The sequence below is a fragment of the Desertibaculum subflavum genome (assembly GCA_003576705.1).
GTDB lineage: Bacteria > Pseudomonadota > Alphaproteobacteria > Ferrovibrionales > Ferrovibrionaceae > Desertibaculum > Desertibaculum subflavum.
The window spans coordinates 62,518-77,990 of the sequence record QOZS01000025.1 but is presented as its reverse complement, the minus strand read 5'-3'; the positions used below and the strand labels follow the sequence as shown (position 1 = coordinate 77,990).

The 15,473-nt window shown below is 67.8% G+C and carries 15 protein-coding genes and 1 tRNA gene; 4 read left to right on the top strand and 12 right to left on the bottom strand.

Going from position 1 to position 15,473, the window contains the following annotated elements:
* The 4 genes from DT074_RS14810 to DT074_RS28080 form a co-directional block, all read right to left on the bottom strand.
* On the bottom strand, window positions 1-667 hold a 667-nt coding region (locus tag DT074_RS14810), incomplete at its 3' end, for a septal ring lytic transglycosylase RlpA family protein (protein WP_368744684.1).
* 38 nt (window positions 668-705) lie between these two features.
* Complete coding sequence (locus tag DT074_RS14805; RefSeq protein ID WP_368744683.1) at window positions 706-1,650, bottom strand: lytic murein transglycosylase; 945 nt, start codon at window positions 1,648-1,650, stop codon at window positions 706-708.
* A 52-nt stretch (window positions 1,651-1,702) separates the two neighbouring features.
* The gene (locus tag DT074_RS14800) at window positions 1,703-2,494 is read right to left on the bottom strand and encodes a YdcF family protein (protein WP_119420627.1); all 792 of its coding nucleotides are present in this window, start codon (window positions 2,492-2,494) and stop codon (window positions 1,703-1,705) included.
* Window positions 2,495-2,558: 64 nt separating this feature from the next.
* Window positions 2,559-2,708 carry a hypothetical protein gene (locus tag DT074_RS28080; RefSeq protein ID WP_162914912.1) on the bottom strand — a complete coding sequence of 50 codons (150 nt, stop codon included), beginning with the start codon at window positions 2,706-2,708 and terminating at the stop codon, window positions 2,559-2,561.
* Between the two features lie 123 nt (window positions 2,709-2,831).
* Here DT074_RS28080 and DT074_RS14795 point away from each other — a divergent pair, with 123 nt between their 5' ends.
* From DT074_RS14795 to DT074_RS14785, 3 genes are read left to right on the top strand one after another with little or no spacing between them, the layout of a single operon-like run.
* Window positions 2,832-4,481 (top strand): amidohydrolase, encoded by a 1,650-nt coding sequence (locus tag DT074_RS14795; RefSeq protein ID WP_119420626.1) that lies wholly within the window; start codon window positions 2,832-2,834, stop codon window positions 4,479-4,481.
* Window positions 4,481-5,389 carry a CobW family GTP-binding protein gene (locus tag DT074_RS14790; RefSeq protein WP_119420625.1) on the top strand — a complete coding sequence of 303 codons (909 nt, stop codon included), beginning with the start codon at window positions 4,481-4,483 and terminating at the stop codon, window positions 5,387-5,389. Before DT074_RS14795 ends, DT074_RS14790 begins: the two co-directional genes overlap by 1 nt.
* Window positions 5,390-5,404: 15 nt before the next feature.
* Window positions 5,405-6,058, top strand: coding sequence for an MBL fold metallo-hydrolase (locus tag DT074_RS14785; RefSeq protein WP_119420624.1), 654 nt, complete (start codon window positions 5,405-5,407; stop codon window positions 6,056-6,058).
* 4 nt (window positions 6,059-6,062) lie between these two features.
* Here the strand turns inward: DT074_RS14785 and DT074_RS14780 are convergent, their stop codons facing one another.
* The 8 genes from DT074_RS14780 to DT074_RS14745 form a co-directional block, all read right to left on the bottom strand.
* The gene (locus tag DT074_RS14780) at window positions 6,063-6,557 is read right to left on the bottom strand and encodes a thermonuclease family protein (RefSeq protein ID WP_119420623.1); all 495 of its coding nucleotides are present in this window, start codon (window positions 6,555-6,557) and stop codon (window positions 6,063-6,065) included.
* A gap of 86 nt (window positions 6,558-6,643) precedes the next feature.
* Entirely contained in the window at window positions 6,644-8,128 is a 1,485-nt protein-coding gene (locus DT074_RS14775; protein ID WP_119420622.1) for an amidase, read from the bottom strand.
* A 15-nt stretch (window positions 8,129-8,143) separates the two neighbouring features.
* Window positions 8,144-9,154, bottom strand: coding sequence for an ABC transporter ATP-binding protein (locus tag DT074_RS14770; protein WP_119420621.1), 1,011 nt, complete (start codon window positions 9,152-9,154; stop codon window positions 8,144-8,146).
* Window positions 9,151-10,206, bottom strand: coding sequence for an ABC transporter ATP-binding protein (locus DT074_RS14765; protein ID WP_119420620.1), 1,056 nt, complete (start codon window positions 10,204-10,206; stop codon window positions 9,151-9,153). Before DT074_RS14765 ends, DT074_RS14770 begins: the two co-directional genes overlap by 4 nt.
* Window positions 10,207-10,216: 10 nt before the next feature.
* Window positions 10,217-11,095, bottom strand: coding sequence for an ABC transporter permease (locus tag DT074_RS14760; RefSeq protein ID WP_119420619.1), 879 nt, complete (start codon window positions 11,093-11,095; stop codon window positions 10,217-10,219).
* A 10-nt stretch (window positions 11,096-11,105) separates the two neighbouring features.
* Window positions 11,106-12,047, bottom strand: coding sequence for an ABC transporter permease (locus tag DT074_RS14755; protein ID WP_119420618.1), 942 nt, complete (start codon window positions 12,045-12,047; stop codon window positions 11,106-11,108).
* Between the two features lie 97 nt (window positions 12,048-12,144).
* Entirely contained in the window at window positions 12,145-13,737 is a 1,593-nt protein-coding gene (locus tag DT074_RS14750) for an ABC transporter substrate-binding protein (RefSeq protein WP_119420617.1), read from the bottom strand.
* Window positions 13,738-13,770: 33 nt separating this feature from the next.
* Window positions 13,771-15,240, bottom strand: coding sequence for a M81 family metallopeptidase (locus tag DT074_RS14745; RefSeq protein WP_119420616.1), 1,470 nt, complete (start codon window positions 15,238-15,240; stop codon window positions 13,771-13,773).
* 128 nt (window positions 15,241-15,368) lie between these two features.
* On the opposite strand from DT074_RS14745, the gene DT074_RS14740 reads away from it, so the two are divergent.
* Window positions 15,369-15,458 (top strand) — tRNA-Ser (locus DT074_RS14740).
* Window positions 15,459-15,473: the final 15 nt, after the last annotated feature.

Genomic DNA, 15,473 nt, shown 5'->3' with positions numbered 1-15,473 from the left:
TGGCGGAGGGCTGTGCCGGCGCGGGCGCCGGCGTCGGCGCGCTCTGGCCGCGCATGCCCGGCGGCGGCGGCAGCGCCTCGGTGCTGACGCTGCCCTTGGGCGCGGCCGCCACCTGGATCGGCATGTCGCGGCGGTCGACGGGCGGCTGCAGCGGCTGGTCGCCGTCCGGGCCGCCGCCCGGCACCGCCTGGACGCGGACCCGGGCCGTACCGCGCTCATGGAAGCCGAGCAGCTGCGAGCCGCGGCGGGTCATGTCGATGATGCGGCCATTGGCGAAGGGCCCGCGGTCGTTGACCCGGACGACGATGGAGCGGCCATTCTCCAGGTTGGTGACCCGCACGAAGCTCGGCATCGGCAGGGTCTGGTGCGCGGCGGTCAGCTCGTTCTGGTCGTAGGTCTCGCCGTTCGCTGTGCTCTTGCCGTGGAAGCCGGGGCCGTACCAGGAGGCGATGCCGGTCTCGTCGTAGTTCGGATTCTCCTGCGGGTAGTACCAGACGCCGTTGATCTGATACGGATTGCCGACCTTGTAGACCCCGGCGCCTTTGACGCCGGCTGTCTGCGTCCGGGAGGCGGCCGGCCCGGCGCTCCGCGAACGGTCGCCGCAAGCGGCGACCAGCAGGACACTGGCCGCCGCGGCGACCGTCAGCAATGCTCGAAACCCCCGCATCTTGTGGGTCCTGCGCAAATGGATCAATTAATTGGGTCTTATAGGCCGCGCGAAATGCGGTCAGCAAGCGTCCCTGCGGCCAGAGCGAAGAAATTCGACCGGTTCCAGCGCAGGATCACCGAAAAGTTCCGGTAGACGAGATAGGCGGGCCCGGCGATGCCGTCCGGCAGCAGCAGGGCTGCCTGGCGGTCGCCCGGATCGCGCAGCGCGCTGCCGTCGCGCGGCACGATTCCGTCGGCCAGCCATTCCGCCGTCGGGCGCTTGTTGTTCAAACTGGCCTGGGCGGGGTCGATGCCGCGGGTGAGCAGCACCGGGTCGCCCCAGGCCTCGCCCGCTTTCCACCCGGACTTGGCGAGATAGTTGGCCGCGGAGCCCAATACATCGGGCAACGTGGTCCAGATGTCGCGCCGGCCGTCGCCGTTGAAGTCGACGGCAAAGTTGCGAAAGCTCGACGGCATAAACTGACACTGGCCCATCGCGCCGGCCCAGGAGCCGAGCATCGCCGCGGCCGGCATGCGTTCGCCCTGCAGGATGCGCAGCGCTTCCATCAGTTCGCCGCGGAAAAAGCTGGCCCGGCGCCCGTCGAAGGCGAGTGTCGCCAAGGCCGCGATCACGTTGAAGCCGCCGGTCAGCCGGCCGAAATCGGATTCGATGCCCCACAGCGCCACCACCATGCCGGGCGCCACCTTGAACCGCGCGGCGACGTCGCCAAGCAGGCGGGCGTTTTCGGCCGCCAGAGCTCTGCCCTTTTCGACCCGCGCCTCGTTGACGACGCGGCCGAGATATTCCGCCCAGGTGAGGGTGAATTCCGGCTGCTTGCGGTCGAGCTCGATCACCCGCGGCAACGGGCGGACGCCCTTGAAGGCATCGTCCAGCACGGCGTCGCTGACGCCCTTGCCGCGCGCCTCGCTGCGCAGCTCGCGCAGCCACTGGTCGAAATCGCCGGCTGCCAGCGCCGCGGGCGCAGCCAGCGCCGACGTCATGCCGAGCAGCAGGGCGCGGCGATCGGGCCGCCAGATACGATCCCGGGTTCGATCAGGGAGCCGGCAAGAAGGCATCGGTTCGATCCATCAGACGATAGGCGACCAGGCCCACCCATTCCCGGACTGCCGTATCCAGCATGCGGAGATTCCCGCCGAAGGCCAAGTTAAAGGGCGCGGTGTCCCCGCGCTTGGTCTGGTAGTCCACCGGCACGGGCACCACCGGGAACCCGACGCGGCGGAAACAGCCGATGGCGCGTGGCATGTGCTGCGCCGACGTCACCAGCAGCCAGGTCTGGCCGGCGGCGGGCTCGACCAGCCGCTTGGTATAGAGCGCGTTCTCGTAGGTGTTGCGCGCCTCCGATTCGAACGTCACTCGTGCCGCATCGAAGCCGGTCGATGCCAGCAGGGTGCGCGCGACATCGGCCTCGGTCCCTTCCTCGGGCACCAGCGAGGCGTTGCCGCCGGTGAACACGATGCGGGCCGCCGGGTAGCGCGCTGCCAGCGACATCAGCTCGAAGATCCGCTCCGAATATTCGTTGACCTGCGGCGCGTCGCGGTCGCGGCTCAGGTCGACCCGGAAGCTGCCGCCGAGCACGACGATGCCGTCGACCTGCTCCGGCAGGCGGGCGGGCGGCGGGAAGCGATCTTCGAGCGGCCGTGTCAGCCAGGCGCCGGCCGGCACGGCGGCGAGCGGCATGAACAGCACGAAGGCGAGCGTCAGGCTGGCCCGCGCCACGCGCCAGCGGCCGGCCCAGGCGCCCAGGGTGGCGAGCAGCAGCAGTGCCGCGAGCCAGGTGCTCGGCGCCAGCAGCGGCCAGAGAATCTTGGACAGGACGAATCCCACGGTGCCTCCACCGTGCCGGCCGCCGGCCGGCGCGGCAAGGCCCGATCACGGCACAGGACCGGGCTCAGCGACGATGCGCGCTCCAGGCCAAGCTCAGCATGAAAAGCCCGAATGCGGCCACCACCATGAGGAGGTAGGCGATCTCGTTCGATTCCATCTGCATTTCCCCCGAAAGGTAGAAGGGGGAGATCATCACGGCCGGCGCGATGCTCATTGATCTCGGTCAAAGCACGGCGCGGCTGTGTGGCCGGCAGCGCGGGGAATTTCTTGACGCCGGCGGAAGTTGGCCCCCAGCCTGCATCTCTGGCCGTCAATGTCACACCGGTGTCCCCCGTTCATGCCGCCTGCCGCTCCGATCTCCGTCTTCGTCGCCCGCAAGATTGTCACCATGAACCCCTCCCACCCGGAGGCCACGCATGTGGCGGTCCGCCACGGGCGCATCCTCGGCGTCGGCAGCCTCGACGAGCTTGCCCGCTGGGGCGAGTACCGGCTCGACGACAGCCTCGCCGACAAGGTGCTGCTGCCGGGCTTGGTCGAGGGCCACAGCCATGCCGTGGAAGGCGGCATGTGGCGCTATTGCCATGTCGGCTTCCATGACCGGCGCGGCCCCGACGGCAAGCTCTGGCCGGGCCTGCAGAGCATCGAGGAGGTGGTCGGCCGGCTTCGGGAAGCCGAGGCCGGGCTCGGCGTGCCGGACCAGCCGCTTTTCGCCTGGGGGCTTGATCCGATCTTCTTCGGCGGGCGGCGCATGAGCCGGGCCGATCTCGACCAGGTGTCGACCACGCGGCCGGTCATCGTGGTGCATGCGAGCGGCCATCTGATGAACGTCAACAGCGTGATCCTGGAGCGGGCCCGCATCGACCGTTCGAGCAACATCCACGGCGTGCTGAAGGACGATGCGGGCGATCCGACCGGCGAGTTGCTGGAATTCGCCGCCATGTTCATGGCCTACCGGGTGGTCGGCGACGAATACCTGATGACCCGCACTTCGGCCGAGGGCTATCGCGCCTTCGGGCGGCTCGCCAACCTGGCCGGGGTGACCACCGCGACCGACCTGTTCAACGACCTGAAGCCGGAATCGGTCGAGCATCTCCGCCAGGTGACGGCGGCGGCGGACTTTCCGCTTCGCCTGCTGCCTGCCTTCAATGCGAGCTCGGCAAAGCCCGAGGACGGCATCGCCAAGATGGCGGGGCTGGTGCCGACCTCGACCGACAAGCTGCGCTTCGGCCTGGTCAAGCTGATGACCGACGGATCGATCCAGGGCTTCACCGCGCGCCTCAGATGGCCCGGCTATTTCAACGGGCGGCCGAACGGCATCTGGAACATGGCGCCGGAGGAGATCCGGCGCTATGTCGATGCCTATCACCGCGCCGGCTACCAGCTGCACATCCACACCAACGGCGACGAAGCCTCCGAGGTGACGCTCGACGCGATCGAAGCGGCGATGGTCGCGCAGCCGCGGCCGGACCACCGCCACACCCTGCAGCACTGCCAGATGGCCGATGCGGCACAGTTCCGCCGCATGGCGAGCCTTGGGGTTTGCGTCAATCTGTTCGCCAATCACCTCTTCTACTGGGGCGACGCGCATTACAGCCAGACCATGGGCCCCGACCGGGCGGAGCGCATGGATGCCTGCGCGACCGCGCTGCGCGAAGGCGTGACGCTCGCCATGCATTCCGACGCGCCGGTGACGCCGATCGGCCCATTGTTCACGGCGTGGTGCGCCGTCAACCGGCTCACCTCGTCCGGCCGGCTGCTCGGCGCGCATGAGCGGATCGCCGTTGCCGATGCGCTGCAGGCGATCACGCTCGGCGCCGCGCGCACGTTGAAGCTCGATCACGAGATTGGCTCCATCGAGGTCGGCAAGCGCGCCGATTTCTGCGTGCTGGAAGACGATCCGACGGCGGTCGATCCGGCCGGGCTGAAGGACGTGCGCGTCTGGGGCACGGTGCTGGGCGGGCGGCCGTTCCCGGCGAGCGGCGGCTGATGCCGCAAGCGATCCCGCTGCTCGTGCTCGGCGGCTTCCTCGGGGCCGGCAAGACCACCTTGCTGAACCGGCTGCTGGCCGACAGCGAGGGCGCGCGGATCGCCGTGCTGGTGAACGATTTCGGCTCGATTGCGGTGGACAGCCGGCTGGTCGCGTCCGCCGATGCCGACACCATCGAGCTCTCCAACGGCTGCATCTGCTGCTCGATCGGCTCGAGCCTGATGGAGACCCTGCTCCGCCTGCTCGCACGGCCGGTTCCGCCGGAGCGGCTGGTGATCGAGGCGAGCGGGGTGGCCGATCCGGCGCGCATCGCCGCCATCGGATTGGCGGGCGATGCGTTCCGCCTGGAATCGATCGTGACGGTGATCGACGCGGAGACCGTCCGATGCCGCGCGGCGGATCCGCTGGTTGGTGACACGGTGCGGCGCCAGATTGCCGCGGCGGATCTGCTGGTCCTGAACAAGAGCGACCTGGTCGAAGCCCACGAGTTGGACGCCGTTCGGAGCTGGCTCGAGGCGGTCGCCGCGGTCCCCATCGTAGTGACGGCCCAGGCGGCAGTGCCCCCCGCCCTGCTGATCGGCGCCGATCGCCTGCCGTCCCTCGCCCACGCCGCGACAGCCGATCACGGCGAGCAGTTCGGTCAATGGGTGCTGGCCGCTGATCGCCCGTTCCGTCGCGCGGCCCTGGCGGAGGCGCTGGACAGCTTCGGCAGCCGGCTTTGGCGGGCCAAGGGGTTCCTGCGCCTCGCGGAGCAGCCGGACGCGGTTCTGCTGCTGCAGCTGGTCGGCCGGCGCTGGTCGCTCGCCGCCGCGCCGGCCGGCGCCGCGCCCGAGGGCGTGGTGCTGATCGGGCCGCCGCAGACCGACGGGCAGGCCGTGATCGAGACGCTGCGTTCGGCGCTCGCCTGAGGTAGAACCGTCGCCATGAAGATCGTCGTCATCCCCGTCACCCCGTTCCAGCAGAATTGCAGCCTGATCTTCGACGAGGTGTCGAAGATCGGCGCCGTGGTCGATCCGGGCGGCGATCTGGAGCGGGTAATGCAGGCGGTCGAGCAGAACGGCGTCAAGCTCGAGAAGATCCTGATCACCCATGGCCATCTCGACCATGCCGGCGCCACCGCCGACCTGGCCGAGGCGCTCGACCTGCCGATCGAGGGACCGCATCGCGACGACCAGTTCTGGATCGAGCGCATCCCGCGCTCGGCCGAGCAATACGGGTTTCCGCCCGCCCGCATGTTCACGCCGGACCGCTGGCTCGAGCATGGCGATAAGGTGACGGTCGGGCCGATGGAGTTCGACGTCATCCACTGCCCCGGCCATACGCCGGGCCATGTGGTGTTCTTCAACGCGGCGTCACGGGTTGCGATCGTCGGCGACGTGCTGTTCCGCAGCTCGATCGGCCGCAGCGACCTGCCGCGCGGCAATCACAGCGATCTGGTGCGATCGATCCGCCAGCGCCTGTTCCCGCTCGGCGACGACATCACCTTCGTTCCCGGCCACGGCCAGACTTCGACCTTCGGCTGGGAGCGGAAGACCAATCCCTTCGTCAGCGACCTCGCGGTCGGCGAGGCGGACTGATCTCCTACTCTTCCTTCCCGGTGGTTGCGTGCCGCCACTTGCGGGGCTCGTCGAACTGGCCCGCCCATAGCCCGCGCTTCGCTGTCTTGGCCTCGACTTCCAACGCCGCGTAGGCCTTCGTGTCGCGATAGGCGAGCGCCCAGCCGCGCCGGACCAGTTCCGCGTTCAGATTGAGCTTGCCGACGCGGCAGATCGCGACGGGGCGCTGATAGAAATCCTGCCCAAGGACCTGGCAGACGGGTTGAGACTTGTCGATCAGGTCGCGCAGCACACTGGCGGCGATCTCGCCGCAATCGTAGAGGGTGCCGCTCGGAAGCGTGCAGATCTGCGCCGGCTCCGGCGCATCGATCCCGTAGAGGCGGATCCTGGTCGCGCTGCCGCAGGGTATCTCCAGGATGTTGCCGCTCTGCACGCAGGCATGTCCGGTGATGCGCTCGGCGGCGGAGGCGGTGGTCGCGCCAAACAGCATCGCCGCCGCGATGACGATGATACGGAGCATCCGCGCCCTCCTCTTCCATCCGTTCGGATCATGGATGGCACGTGGCGGCGCGTTCGGCGTTGACCTCCGTCAACGCTGGCGGACGGTCACAGCACCGGCGGGTGGGTGACGATCGACTTCAGCGACGGCGTCGGCTTCGAAAGCTTGGCGAGATCGGGCTTCGGCCGGCCGAGGCCAGAGATGCGGGCGAAGGCCCATTCCATCGCCTCGGCCGCGTCCATCAGCTCCCGGTCGCCGCGGAACCGGCCGGTCACCTGCAGGCCGAACGGCATGCCGTGCTCGTCGGTGCCGCAGGGCATTGAGACCGACGGATTGGTCGCGAGCGTGACGAAATAGGTCAGCGCCAGCCAGTGGTAGTAGTTGCGCAGCTTCTGACCCTCGAGCTCCTCAAGATAAAGCTGCGTCCAGGGGAAGGGTGTCACCGGCGTGGTCGGCGACAGGATGAGATCGTATTCCTTGAAGGTCGCCTGGAACTTGCGGAACAGCCGGGTCTGTTCGGCATGCGCCCAGGCGACATCGGCGATCGACATCTTCGCGCCCATCTCGTAGTTGGCGCGCACATTGGGGCCGAGCTGGCCGGGATCCTTGTCGTAGGTGTCCTTGTAGCGGGCGACGAAGTTGAGGGCACGGATCACGTCGAAGCAGCGATCCGCCTCGCCGAGGTCGAACTTCACCTCCTCGCAGGTATGGAACAGGTGCTGCATCGACTTGACGCGCGCGCGGAACACGCGGCGGATCTCGCTCGAAACCGGGCATTGGCCGAAATCCTCGGTCCAGCCGACGCGGAGCCGGCCGAGATCGATGGCGCGCGCCTTGCGCAGATCGCCGCCCTCCAGGGGAAATGCCAGCGGCTCGCGGTCGTCCATGCCGACCTGGGCGGAGAACAGGAGCCGGGTATCGGCGACGTCGCGCCCCATCGGCCCGAGCACGGAGATCGGCGTCCAGCCGAGGCCGCGATTGTCCATCGGCACGACGCCGGGTGACGGGCGGAAGCCGACCACGCCGCATTTCGCCGCCGGAATGCGGAGCGAGCCGCCGGTATCGGAGCCGGTGCAGACCGGCAGCATGCCGGTCGCCAGCGCGACCGCCGAACCGCCGGAGGAGCCGCCGGGATTGAGCTCCGGATTGAACGGATTGCCGGTCGCGCCCCAGACCGGGTTGCGGCTGTTCGCGCCGGCGCCGAACTCGGGCACGTTGGTCTTGGCCACCACGATGGCGCCGGCTTGCCGCACCAGCGCCACCATGGCGCAATCCTGCTTCGGCACGAAATCGCGATGCAGGGGCGAGCCGTAGGTGGTCAGCAGGCCTTCGGTCTCGTGCAGGTCCTTGATGCCGGTCGGCAGGCCGTGCAGCGGACCCAGATTGTCGCCGCGCAGCACCGCCGCCTCGGCCGCCTTGGCTTCCTTGCGGGCGCGGTCATAGCAGGTGGCGGTAACGGCATTCACGGCCGGATTGACCGCGGCGATGCGCTCGATCGCCGCCTCCAGCAGCTCGACCGGCGAGATCTCCTTCGAGCCGATGCGGTGGCGTAGTTCGACGGTCGTCAGGTCGAGCATTGCGGTGTTCGCCATGGGACGTGGTCCTTGTCAGGCCGTGCGGGTGAGCGGCGCGCCGTCGGTGCCGACCGGGCGGCGCAGGCATGCCACATGGTGGCCGGGCGCCACTTCCAGCAGCGGCGGATCGGTCACCTTGCATTCGGGCAGCGCATAGGGACAGCGGGTGTGGAAGCGGCAGCCGGAGGGCGGGTTCATCGGGCTCGGCACGTCGCCCTGCAGGATGATGCGCTCGCGCTTCAGGCCCGGCTCGGGCAGCGGCGCGGCGGCGAGCAGTGCCTCCGTATAAGGATGCAGCGGGGTGCCGAACAGGTCGGCGTTGTCGGCCAGCTCGACGATGCGGCCGAGATACATCACCGCGATGCGGTGGCCAATATGCTCGACCACGGCGAGGTCGTGCGAGACGAAGAGATAGGCGAGCTGGAACTCCTCCTGCAGGTCGATCAGCAGGTTCAGCACCTGCGCCTGCACCGAGACGTCGAGCGCCGAGACCGGTTCGTCGGCGACGATCAGCCGCGGATTGACCGCGAGCGCCCGCGCGATGCCGAGGCGCTGGCGCTGGCCGCCGGAGAATTCGTGCGGGTACTTCACCATCGCATCGGCGCGCAGGCCCACCCGCTCGAACAGCTGAGCAATGCGCTGGGTGAGCTCCGGCCCGGCGGCGATGCCGTAATTGGTCAGCGGCTCGCTGACGATGGCGCCGGCCGACATGCGCGGGTTGAGCGAGGAATACGGATCCTGAAACACGATCTGCATCTGCCGCCGGTGGGCGCGCAATTCCTCCTGGTCGAGCTTGGTGATGTCGGCACCGTTCAACTCGACCGTGCCGGCGGTCGGCTCCTGCAGGCGCATCACCGTCTTCGCCACAGTCGACTTGCCGCAGCCGCTCTCCCCCACCAGGCAGAGCGTCTCGCCGCGCCGGATCTCGAAGGAGACGCCGTCGACGGCGAAGACATGACCGACCACGCGCGACAACAGGCCCTTGTGGACCGGGAAGTGCTTCTTCAGGTCCTGGACCTTCAGCACCATCTCGGGCGCGCTCATCGCGGCGTCCCCACGACCCGCGCCGCCTCCCAGCAGGCGGCGAAATGCGCCGGCCGGTGCGCCTCGAAAGGCGGTTGCTCGCGTGTGCAGCGATCGACCGCGAAGCCGCAGCGCGGCGCGAAGGCGCAGCCGGGGATCTCCTCGCGCAGCGACGGCACGATGCCCGTGATCTCCTGCAGGCGGCCGCGGACCTGGCTGCGCCGGCCGGCGGCGCTGCGGCGCGGGATGGAGGCCATCAGGCCGCGCGTATAGGGATGGATCGGGTGGCGGAACAGCTCGTCCACCGCCGCCTCCTCCGCCTTGCGGCCGGCATACATGACGATGACGCGCTGCGCCGTCTCTGCCACTACGCCGAGGTCATGAGTGATCAGGATGATCGCGGTGCCGAGCCGGTCCTTCAGCTCCAGCATCAGGTTCAGGATCTGCGCCTGGATGGTGACGTCGAGCGCGGTGGTCGGCTCGTCGGCGATCAGCACCTGCGGATTGCAGGCCAGCGCGATCGCGATCATCACGCGCTGGCGCATGCCGCCCGAGAGCTGGTGCGGATACTCGCCGGCGCGCCGCTTCGGATCGGCGATCTTCACCAGCGACAGCATCTCGATGGCGCGGTCCCAGGCCTGGCGGCGGTTCAGCCCCTGATGGATGGAGACCGATTCGGCGATCTGCTGGCCGACGGTGAAGACCGGGTTCAGCGAGGTCATCGGCTCCTGGAAGATCATCGAGATGCGGTTGCCGCGGATGCGGCGCATCTCGGCCTCCGAGAGCGTGGTCAGCTCAGTCCCCTCGAACCGGACGGAGCCGCCGACGATGCGGCCCGCACCGGCGGGAATGAGACCGAGGATCGACAGCGCGGTCACGCTCTTGCCGCAGCCGGACTCGCCCACGATGCAGAGCGTCTCGCCGCGCTTCAGGTCGAAGGAGACGCCGTCGACAGCACGCACCACGCCGTCGCGGGTGAAGAACTGGGTGCGCAGGTCGCGAACGGACAGGATGGTCTCGGCATGGGCCGGGGCGGCAATCGGCGCGGATACGGCAGGAGCAACAGCAGTCAACGTCGAAACCTCACATGCGGCGCGCGATGCGCGGATCCAGCGTGTCGCGCAAGCCGTCGCCGACCAGGTTGATGGCGAGCACCGTCACCGCGAGGAAGATACCGGGAAAGAAGATGATCCAGGGCGCGATCTGGAAGAAGGTGCGGCCGAGCGACATGACGTTGCCCCAGCTCGGGATCTCCGGCGGCGTGCCGGCGCCGAGGAATGAAAGGCCGGCCTCGGTCAGGATGGCGGAGGCGCAGACGTAGGTCGCCTGCACGATCAGGGGCGCCACCGTGTTGGGCAGGATGTGGCGCCACATGATGGTGAGGTTGCGCGTGCCGCTGGCGATCGCCGCCTCGATATAAGGCTGGCCGCGGACGGTGAGCACAACGCTGCGCACCAGGCGCGCGACCCGCGGGATCTCCGGGATCGAGATCGCGATGATGACGATGAACAGGCTCGCCTTCATCAGGGTGATCAGCGCGATGGCGAGCAGGATGGCCGGGATGGCCATCAGGCCGTCCATGAAGCGCATGGCGACCGCATCGACGCGCTTGTAGTAGCCGCAGAGAACGCCGAGCGCGAGACCGATTGCGGTGGCGACCAGCGCGACGCTGAGGCCCACGATCAGCGAGATGCGCGTGCCGTAGATCACCCGGCTGTAGACGTCGCGGCCGAATTGGTCGGTCCCGAACAGGAAGACCTCGGAGGGGCGCTTCAGGCGGTTGGTCGGCTCGAACCCCAAGGGGTCGTCGGCGATCCACGGCGCGATAAGCGCGACGGTGACGAGCGCGAGCAGGATGACCATCCCGCCGATGATCGTCTTGTTGCGCCGGCTCCAGAACAGAATGTCGGCCCAGGAGGTGCGCCGGGCGGCCACGGTGACGGAGGCAGTCGTCGAAACCATCGCGCGCCTCCTAGTACCGGATCCGTGGATCGAAGAACGTGTAGCTGAGATCGATCGCCAGGTTCACCATCACCTTCGCGCCCGCGAACAGGATGATGAGGCCCTGGATGATCGGGTAGTCGCGCTTGAGGATGGCGTCGACGGTCAGGCGCCCGAGGCCGGGGATGTTGAACACGGTCTCGGTGATGACGACGCCGGAGATCAGCAGCGCGAGGCCGATGCCGATCACGGTCACGATCGGCACCGCGGCGTTCTTCAGGGCATGCCGCAGCAGCACGGATTTCTGCGCCACGCCCTTTGCATGCGCAGTGCGGATGTAATCCTCCGACAGCACTTCCAGCATGCTGGCACGAGTGATGCGGGCGATCAGCGCCATATAGGTCATGCCGAGCGCGAAGGCCGGCAGCGCGATGGAGCGCAAGGTCTGATCGAGGCCCATGGCGAGGGGACGGTAGCCCTGGACCGGCAGCCAGCGGAGCTGAATGGCGAAGACGTAGATCAGCACATAGCCGAACAGGAACACGGGCACGGCGAAGCCCAGCACGGAAAATCCCATGACGAGCCGGTCGACGAAGGAGCGCGCCTTCCAGGCCGCCAGCACGCCCATGGGAATGGCGAAGGCGACGGCGACGAAGAGCGTCGCCAGCGCCAGCACGATGGTCGGCTCCAGCCGCTGCTTGACCAGCGTGAGGACGGGCAGGTTGGAGAAGATCGACGTGCCGAGATCGCCTTGCAGCAGGTTCCAGGCATAGATGCCGAATTGCTGCCAGATCGGAAGGTCGAGGCCGAGCTTGCGGCGCACGCCCTCGATCTCGGCCGGCGAGGCGTCGTCGCCGGCGATCACCGCGGCCGGGTCCCCCGGCGTCAGATGCAGCAGGAAGAACACGAACAGCGCCACCACCACCATGACCGGGATGGTGGCGATCAGGCGACGCACGATATAAGCGGTCATCGCCGCATTACCTCGGGTGTCTTGCTGTGGCCGTCGCAGCGTCCCCGTGCGTTGCGCACGGGGACGCCATGGCTCTTTCTGGCGACGTTGTGGACCGTCACTTCTTCTCGATGTTCCACATCGGCGGCACCGACGGCACCGAGAGTACGCCGGAGATCTTGTCCGACCGGTAGGCGACCGGATTGCGCCACTGGGCGAACGAGATATACGGCACCTTCGCGTAGGCCTGCTTGGAGAGCTCGACCGCCAGCTTCTTGCGGGTCGCGATGTCCGGGGCGAAGGCCCAGGCACGGCGGGTCTCCTCGAACTCGGCATCGCAGGGCCAGCCGAACCAGGCCTTCTCGCAGCCCATGCCGATCGAGGTATGGGTCACGGGGCTGGAGGAGGTCAGCACCGTGGTGCCGGTGATGAAGATGTTCCAGCCGCCCTTGTCCGGCGTCTCCTTCTTGGCGCGCCGCGCGACAACGGCGCCCCAGTCCATCGCCTGCACGTCGAGCTTGAGGAAGCCCGCCTTGCGCAGCTGCTGGATCATCACCAGGTTGGCCGGGTTGATGTACTGGTGGTCGGTGGCGTGCAGGATGGTGATTGGCTCGCCCTTGTAGCCGGCCTCCTTGAACAGGGCTTCCGCCTTCTTGTAGTCCTTCGGGCCTTTATAGGGCTCGCTGCCCGCGTCGGTCTCCATCTCGACGCCGCAACCCCAGTAGGAGTAGCAGAGCGTCTGCAGCTTGGGATTGGCGGCGATCGTGTTCAGGTAGTCGGCGTTGTTGATGATGTAGAGCATCGCCTGCCGCGCCTTCACGTTGTTGAAGGGCGGGTGCAGGTGGTTGAGCTGGAGGATGCCCATCGTGCCGGCGGCCTTGTGCGTCTCCAGCTTGATGCCCGGCGTGGATTCGAGGATCGGCAGGAAGTCGGCCTGCGGATTCTCGAGATAGTCGATCTCGCCGGCGACCAGGGCGGATTGCGCCGTCTGCGGATCGGACAGCCAGACGAACTCGACGCGGTCGACCTTCACCACCTTGCCGCCGGCATGGCCGGAGGCCGGCTCCTTGCGCGGCACATAGCCTTTGAACTTCTCGTAGACCGTGACGTTGCCGGGCTTCCATTCGTCGCGCTTGAACACGAATGGGCCGGAGCCGACCACTTCCTGGATCTGCTGGAAGGGATCGACCATGGCCTCCTTCTCGCGCATCACGAAGGGGATGCTGGTGCCGGTCTTGGCCAGGATGTCGATCAGCAGGCCGTAGGGCTCGCTCAGCGTCCAGACGAAAGTCTTGTCGTCCTTGGCGACGATCGAGGTGGTGAAGGCCATCAGCTGCTTGCCGGCGCCGTCGCGCTTGCCCCACCGGTTCATCGAGGCGACCACGTCCTTCGACGTGACGGCCGAGCCGTCATGGAAGGTCAGGCCGTCGCGGAGCGTGAAGGTGTAGACCTTGCGGTCGTCGCTCACCGTCCACTTGTCGACCATCTGCGGTTGCGGCTTGAGGTCGGCATCGCTCGAAAACAGCGTGTCGTAGATCATCAGGCCGTGAATGCCGGCGATCGTCTGCGTGGTCCAGAACGGATCCAGCGTGCGCACATCGGCATGCATGGTGACGCGCAGCGTCTTCTGCTGCGCGAGCGCGGGCACAGCGGCAAGCGCTGCGGCGCTGGCGAGAATCGTGGCGGCGAGCCACGTGCGGATCTTGATCATACGGATATCCCCTTCCCTTCGAACTAGCCGTCCTTAGTAGATCAGCCCCGGTTGCGTGTCCTGGTCCAGGGGCCAGATCGGCCTCTGCACTTTAGTATACTCGATCTGCCGGTAGTCGCGGCTAAGCGGCGCGTCGCTGTCGACGTAAATCACCTTCTTGGCGATCGGCCCGAATGCCGCCATGAAATGATTGGTCGACTTCACCACGAGGATGCGGCGCGCCAGCGGGTCGATGCCGAGATTGGTGAACAGCTCGAGGCCGAGCGCCTGGGTGCGCTTGGTGATCAGCACCGCCTCGACGCCGCCGACCTTGACCGCGGCACAATCGCCGAGCGGCACCTTGGTCGGGCCGAAGCTCTGCCAGGCGTCGCGCACGAGGCCGGTGACTTCGACCGTCGCATCGACCGGCAGGCCGGAGCGCGGCCCGGTCTTGCCGCCGAAGCGCAGCGGAAATTTTGCGCCGAGGCCGGCATCGAAGCAGAGCTTGACCGCGATCGGATCCCAGATCGGGCCGATGGCCGCGCTCTCGGCGCGCCTGGCGATCAGCTCGCGCAGGATCGTCGTGTTGTCCGACGGCGCGCCGCCGCCGGCATTGTCGGTCGGCTCCGCCAGCACGATCGGCATGGCGTTCTGCTCCATCGCCGTCCGCACCGCGCCGCCGACATCCAGGTAATCCGGCTGGGTCTTGCCGCGCATGGAGACGAATTCCTCGCCGAGCCGCGTCGCCAGCGCATCGGCCTTCGCCTTGTCGCCGTCGGCGATCACCAGCACGCGGCCCGACAATTCCGGCACATCGCCATAGGGGAAGCAGTGCCCGATCGAGATCGAAAGGATGGCGTCCTTGCCCTCCATCGCCTTGATGCGGTCGACGAAGCCGCGCATCAGCGGCAAGGTGGTCGGATAGCTCTGGATCTGCCGGCAATCGTACATCGACATCACCGGCTTCGCCTGGCCGCGGATCGTCTTCAGCACGAGGTCGAGCACCTCCTCGGCGCGGTCGACCACGTCGGTATGCGGGAATTCCTTGTAGAGGATGACGATGTCGGCGAGCCCAACGCGCTTCAAGGTCAGATGGCAATGCGGGTCGAGCTCGACCCCGATCACGCATTTCGGGCCGACGACGGCGCGGGCGCGCTCCAGGATGTCGCCTTCCACGTCGTCATAGCCATGCGCCACCATGGCGCCGTGCAGGCCGAGCAGCACGCCGTCGAGCGGCATGGCGGCCTGCAGCTGGGCCAGGATCTCGTCGCGCATGAACTCGTAATCGGCGCGGTTGGTGGTGCCGGCCGGACTTGCCGCGAAGCAGCTGCCCTCGATCAGCGTGAAGCCGTCGGCCTTGGCGCGGGCGCGTGCCACGAACAGAGGCGCCGTGCACATTCGCGGGGCATCCTCGGGGTGCTCGCCCGGGCGCAGGAACACGCTCTCGCGGTAGGAATCCAGACTGGTTGGCAGCGGCGAGAACGTGTTCGTCTCGGTCGCCAACGTCGCGGCAAACAAACGCATTACTTTCGACCCCCTAGACCCAGGGAAACCTAGCACAATTCGCCGCGGACGATGACAGGTCACCGGTTGGGGCGCTAGAACTCGGCGCCGGACGCATTTGCACGTTCCGTGCCGAACGCGCCGCATGCGGATGGGTGGCCGAGTGGTTTAAGGCAGCGGTCTTGAAAACCGCCGTGGGTGCAAGCCCACCGTGGGTTCGAATCCCACCCCATCCGCCACTTTCTCAGGAGGGT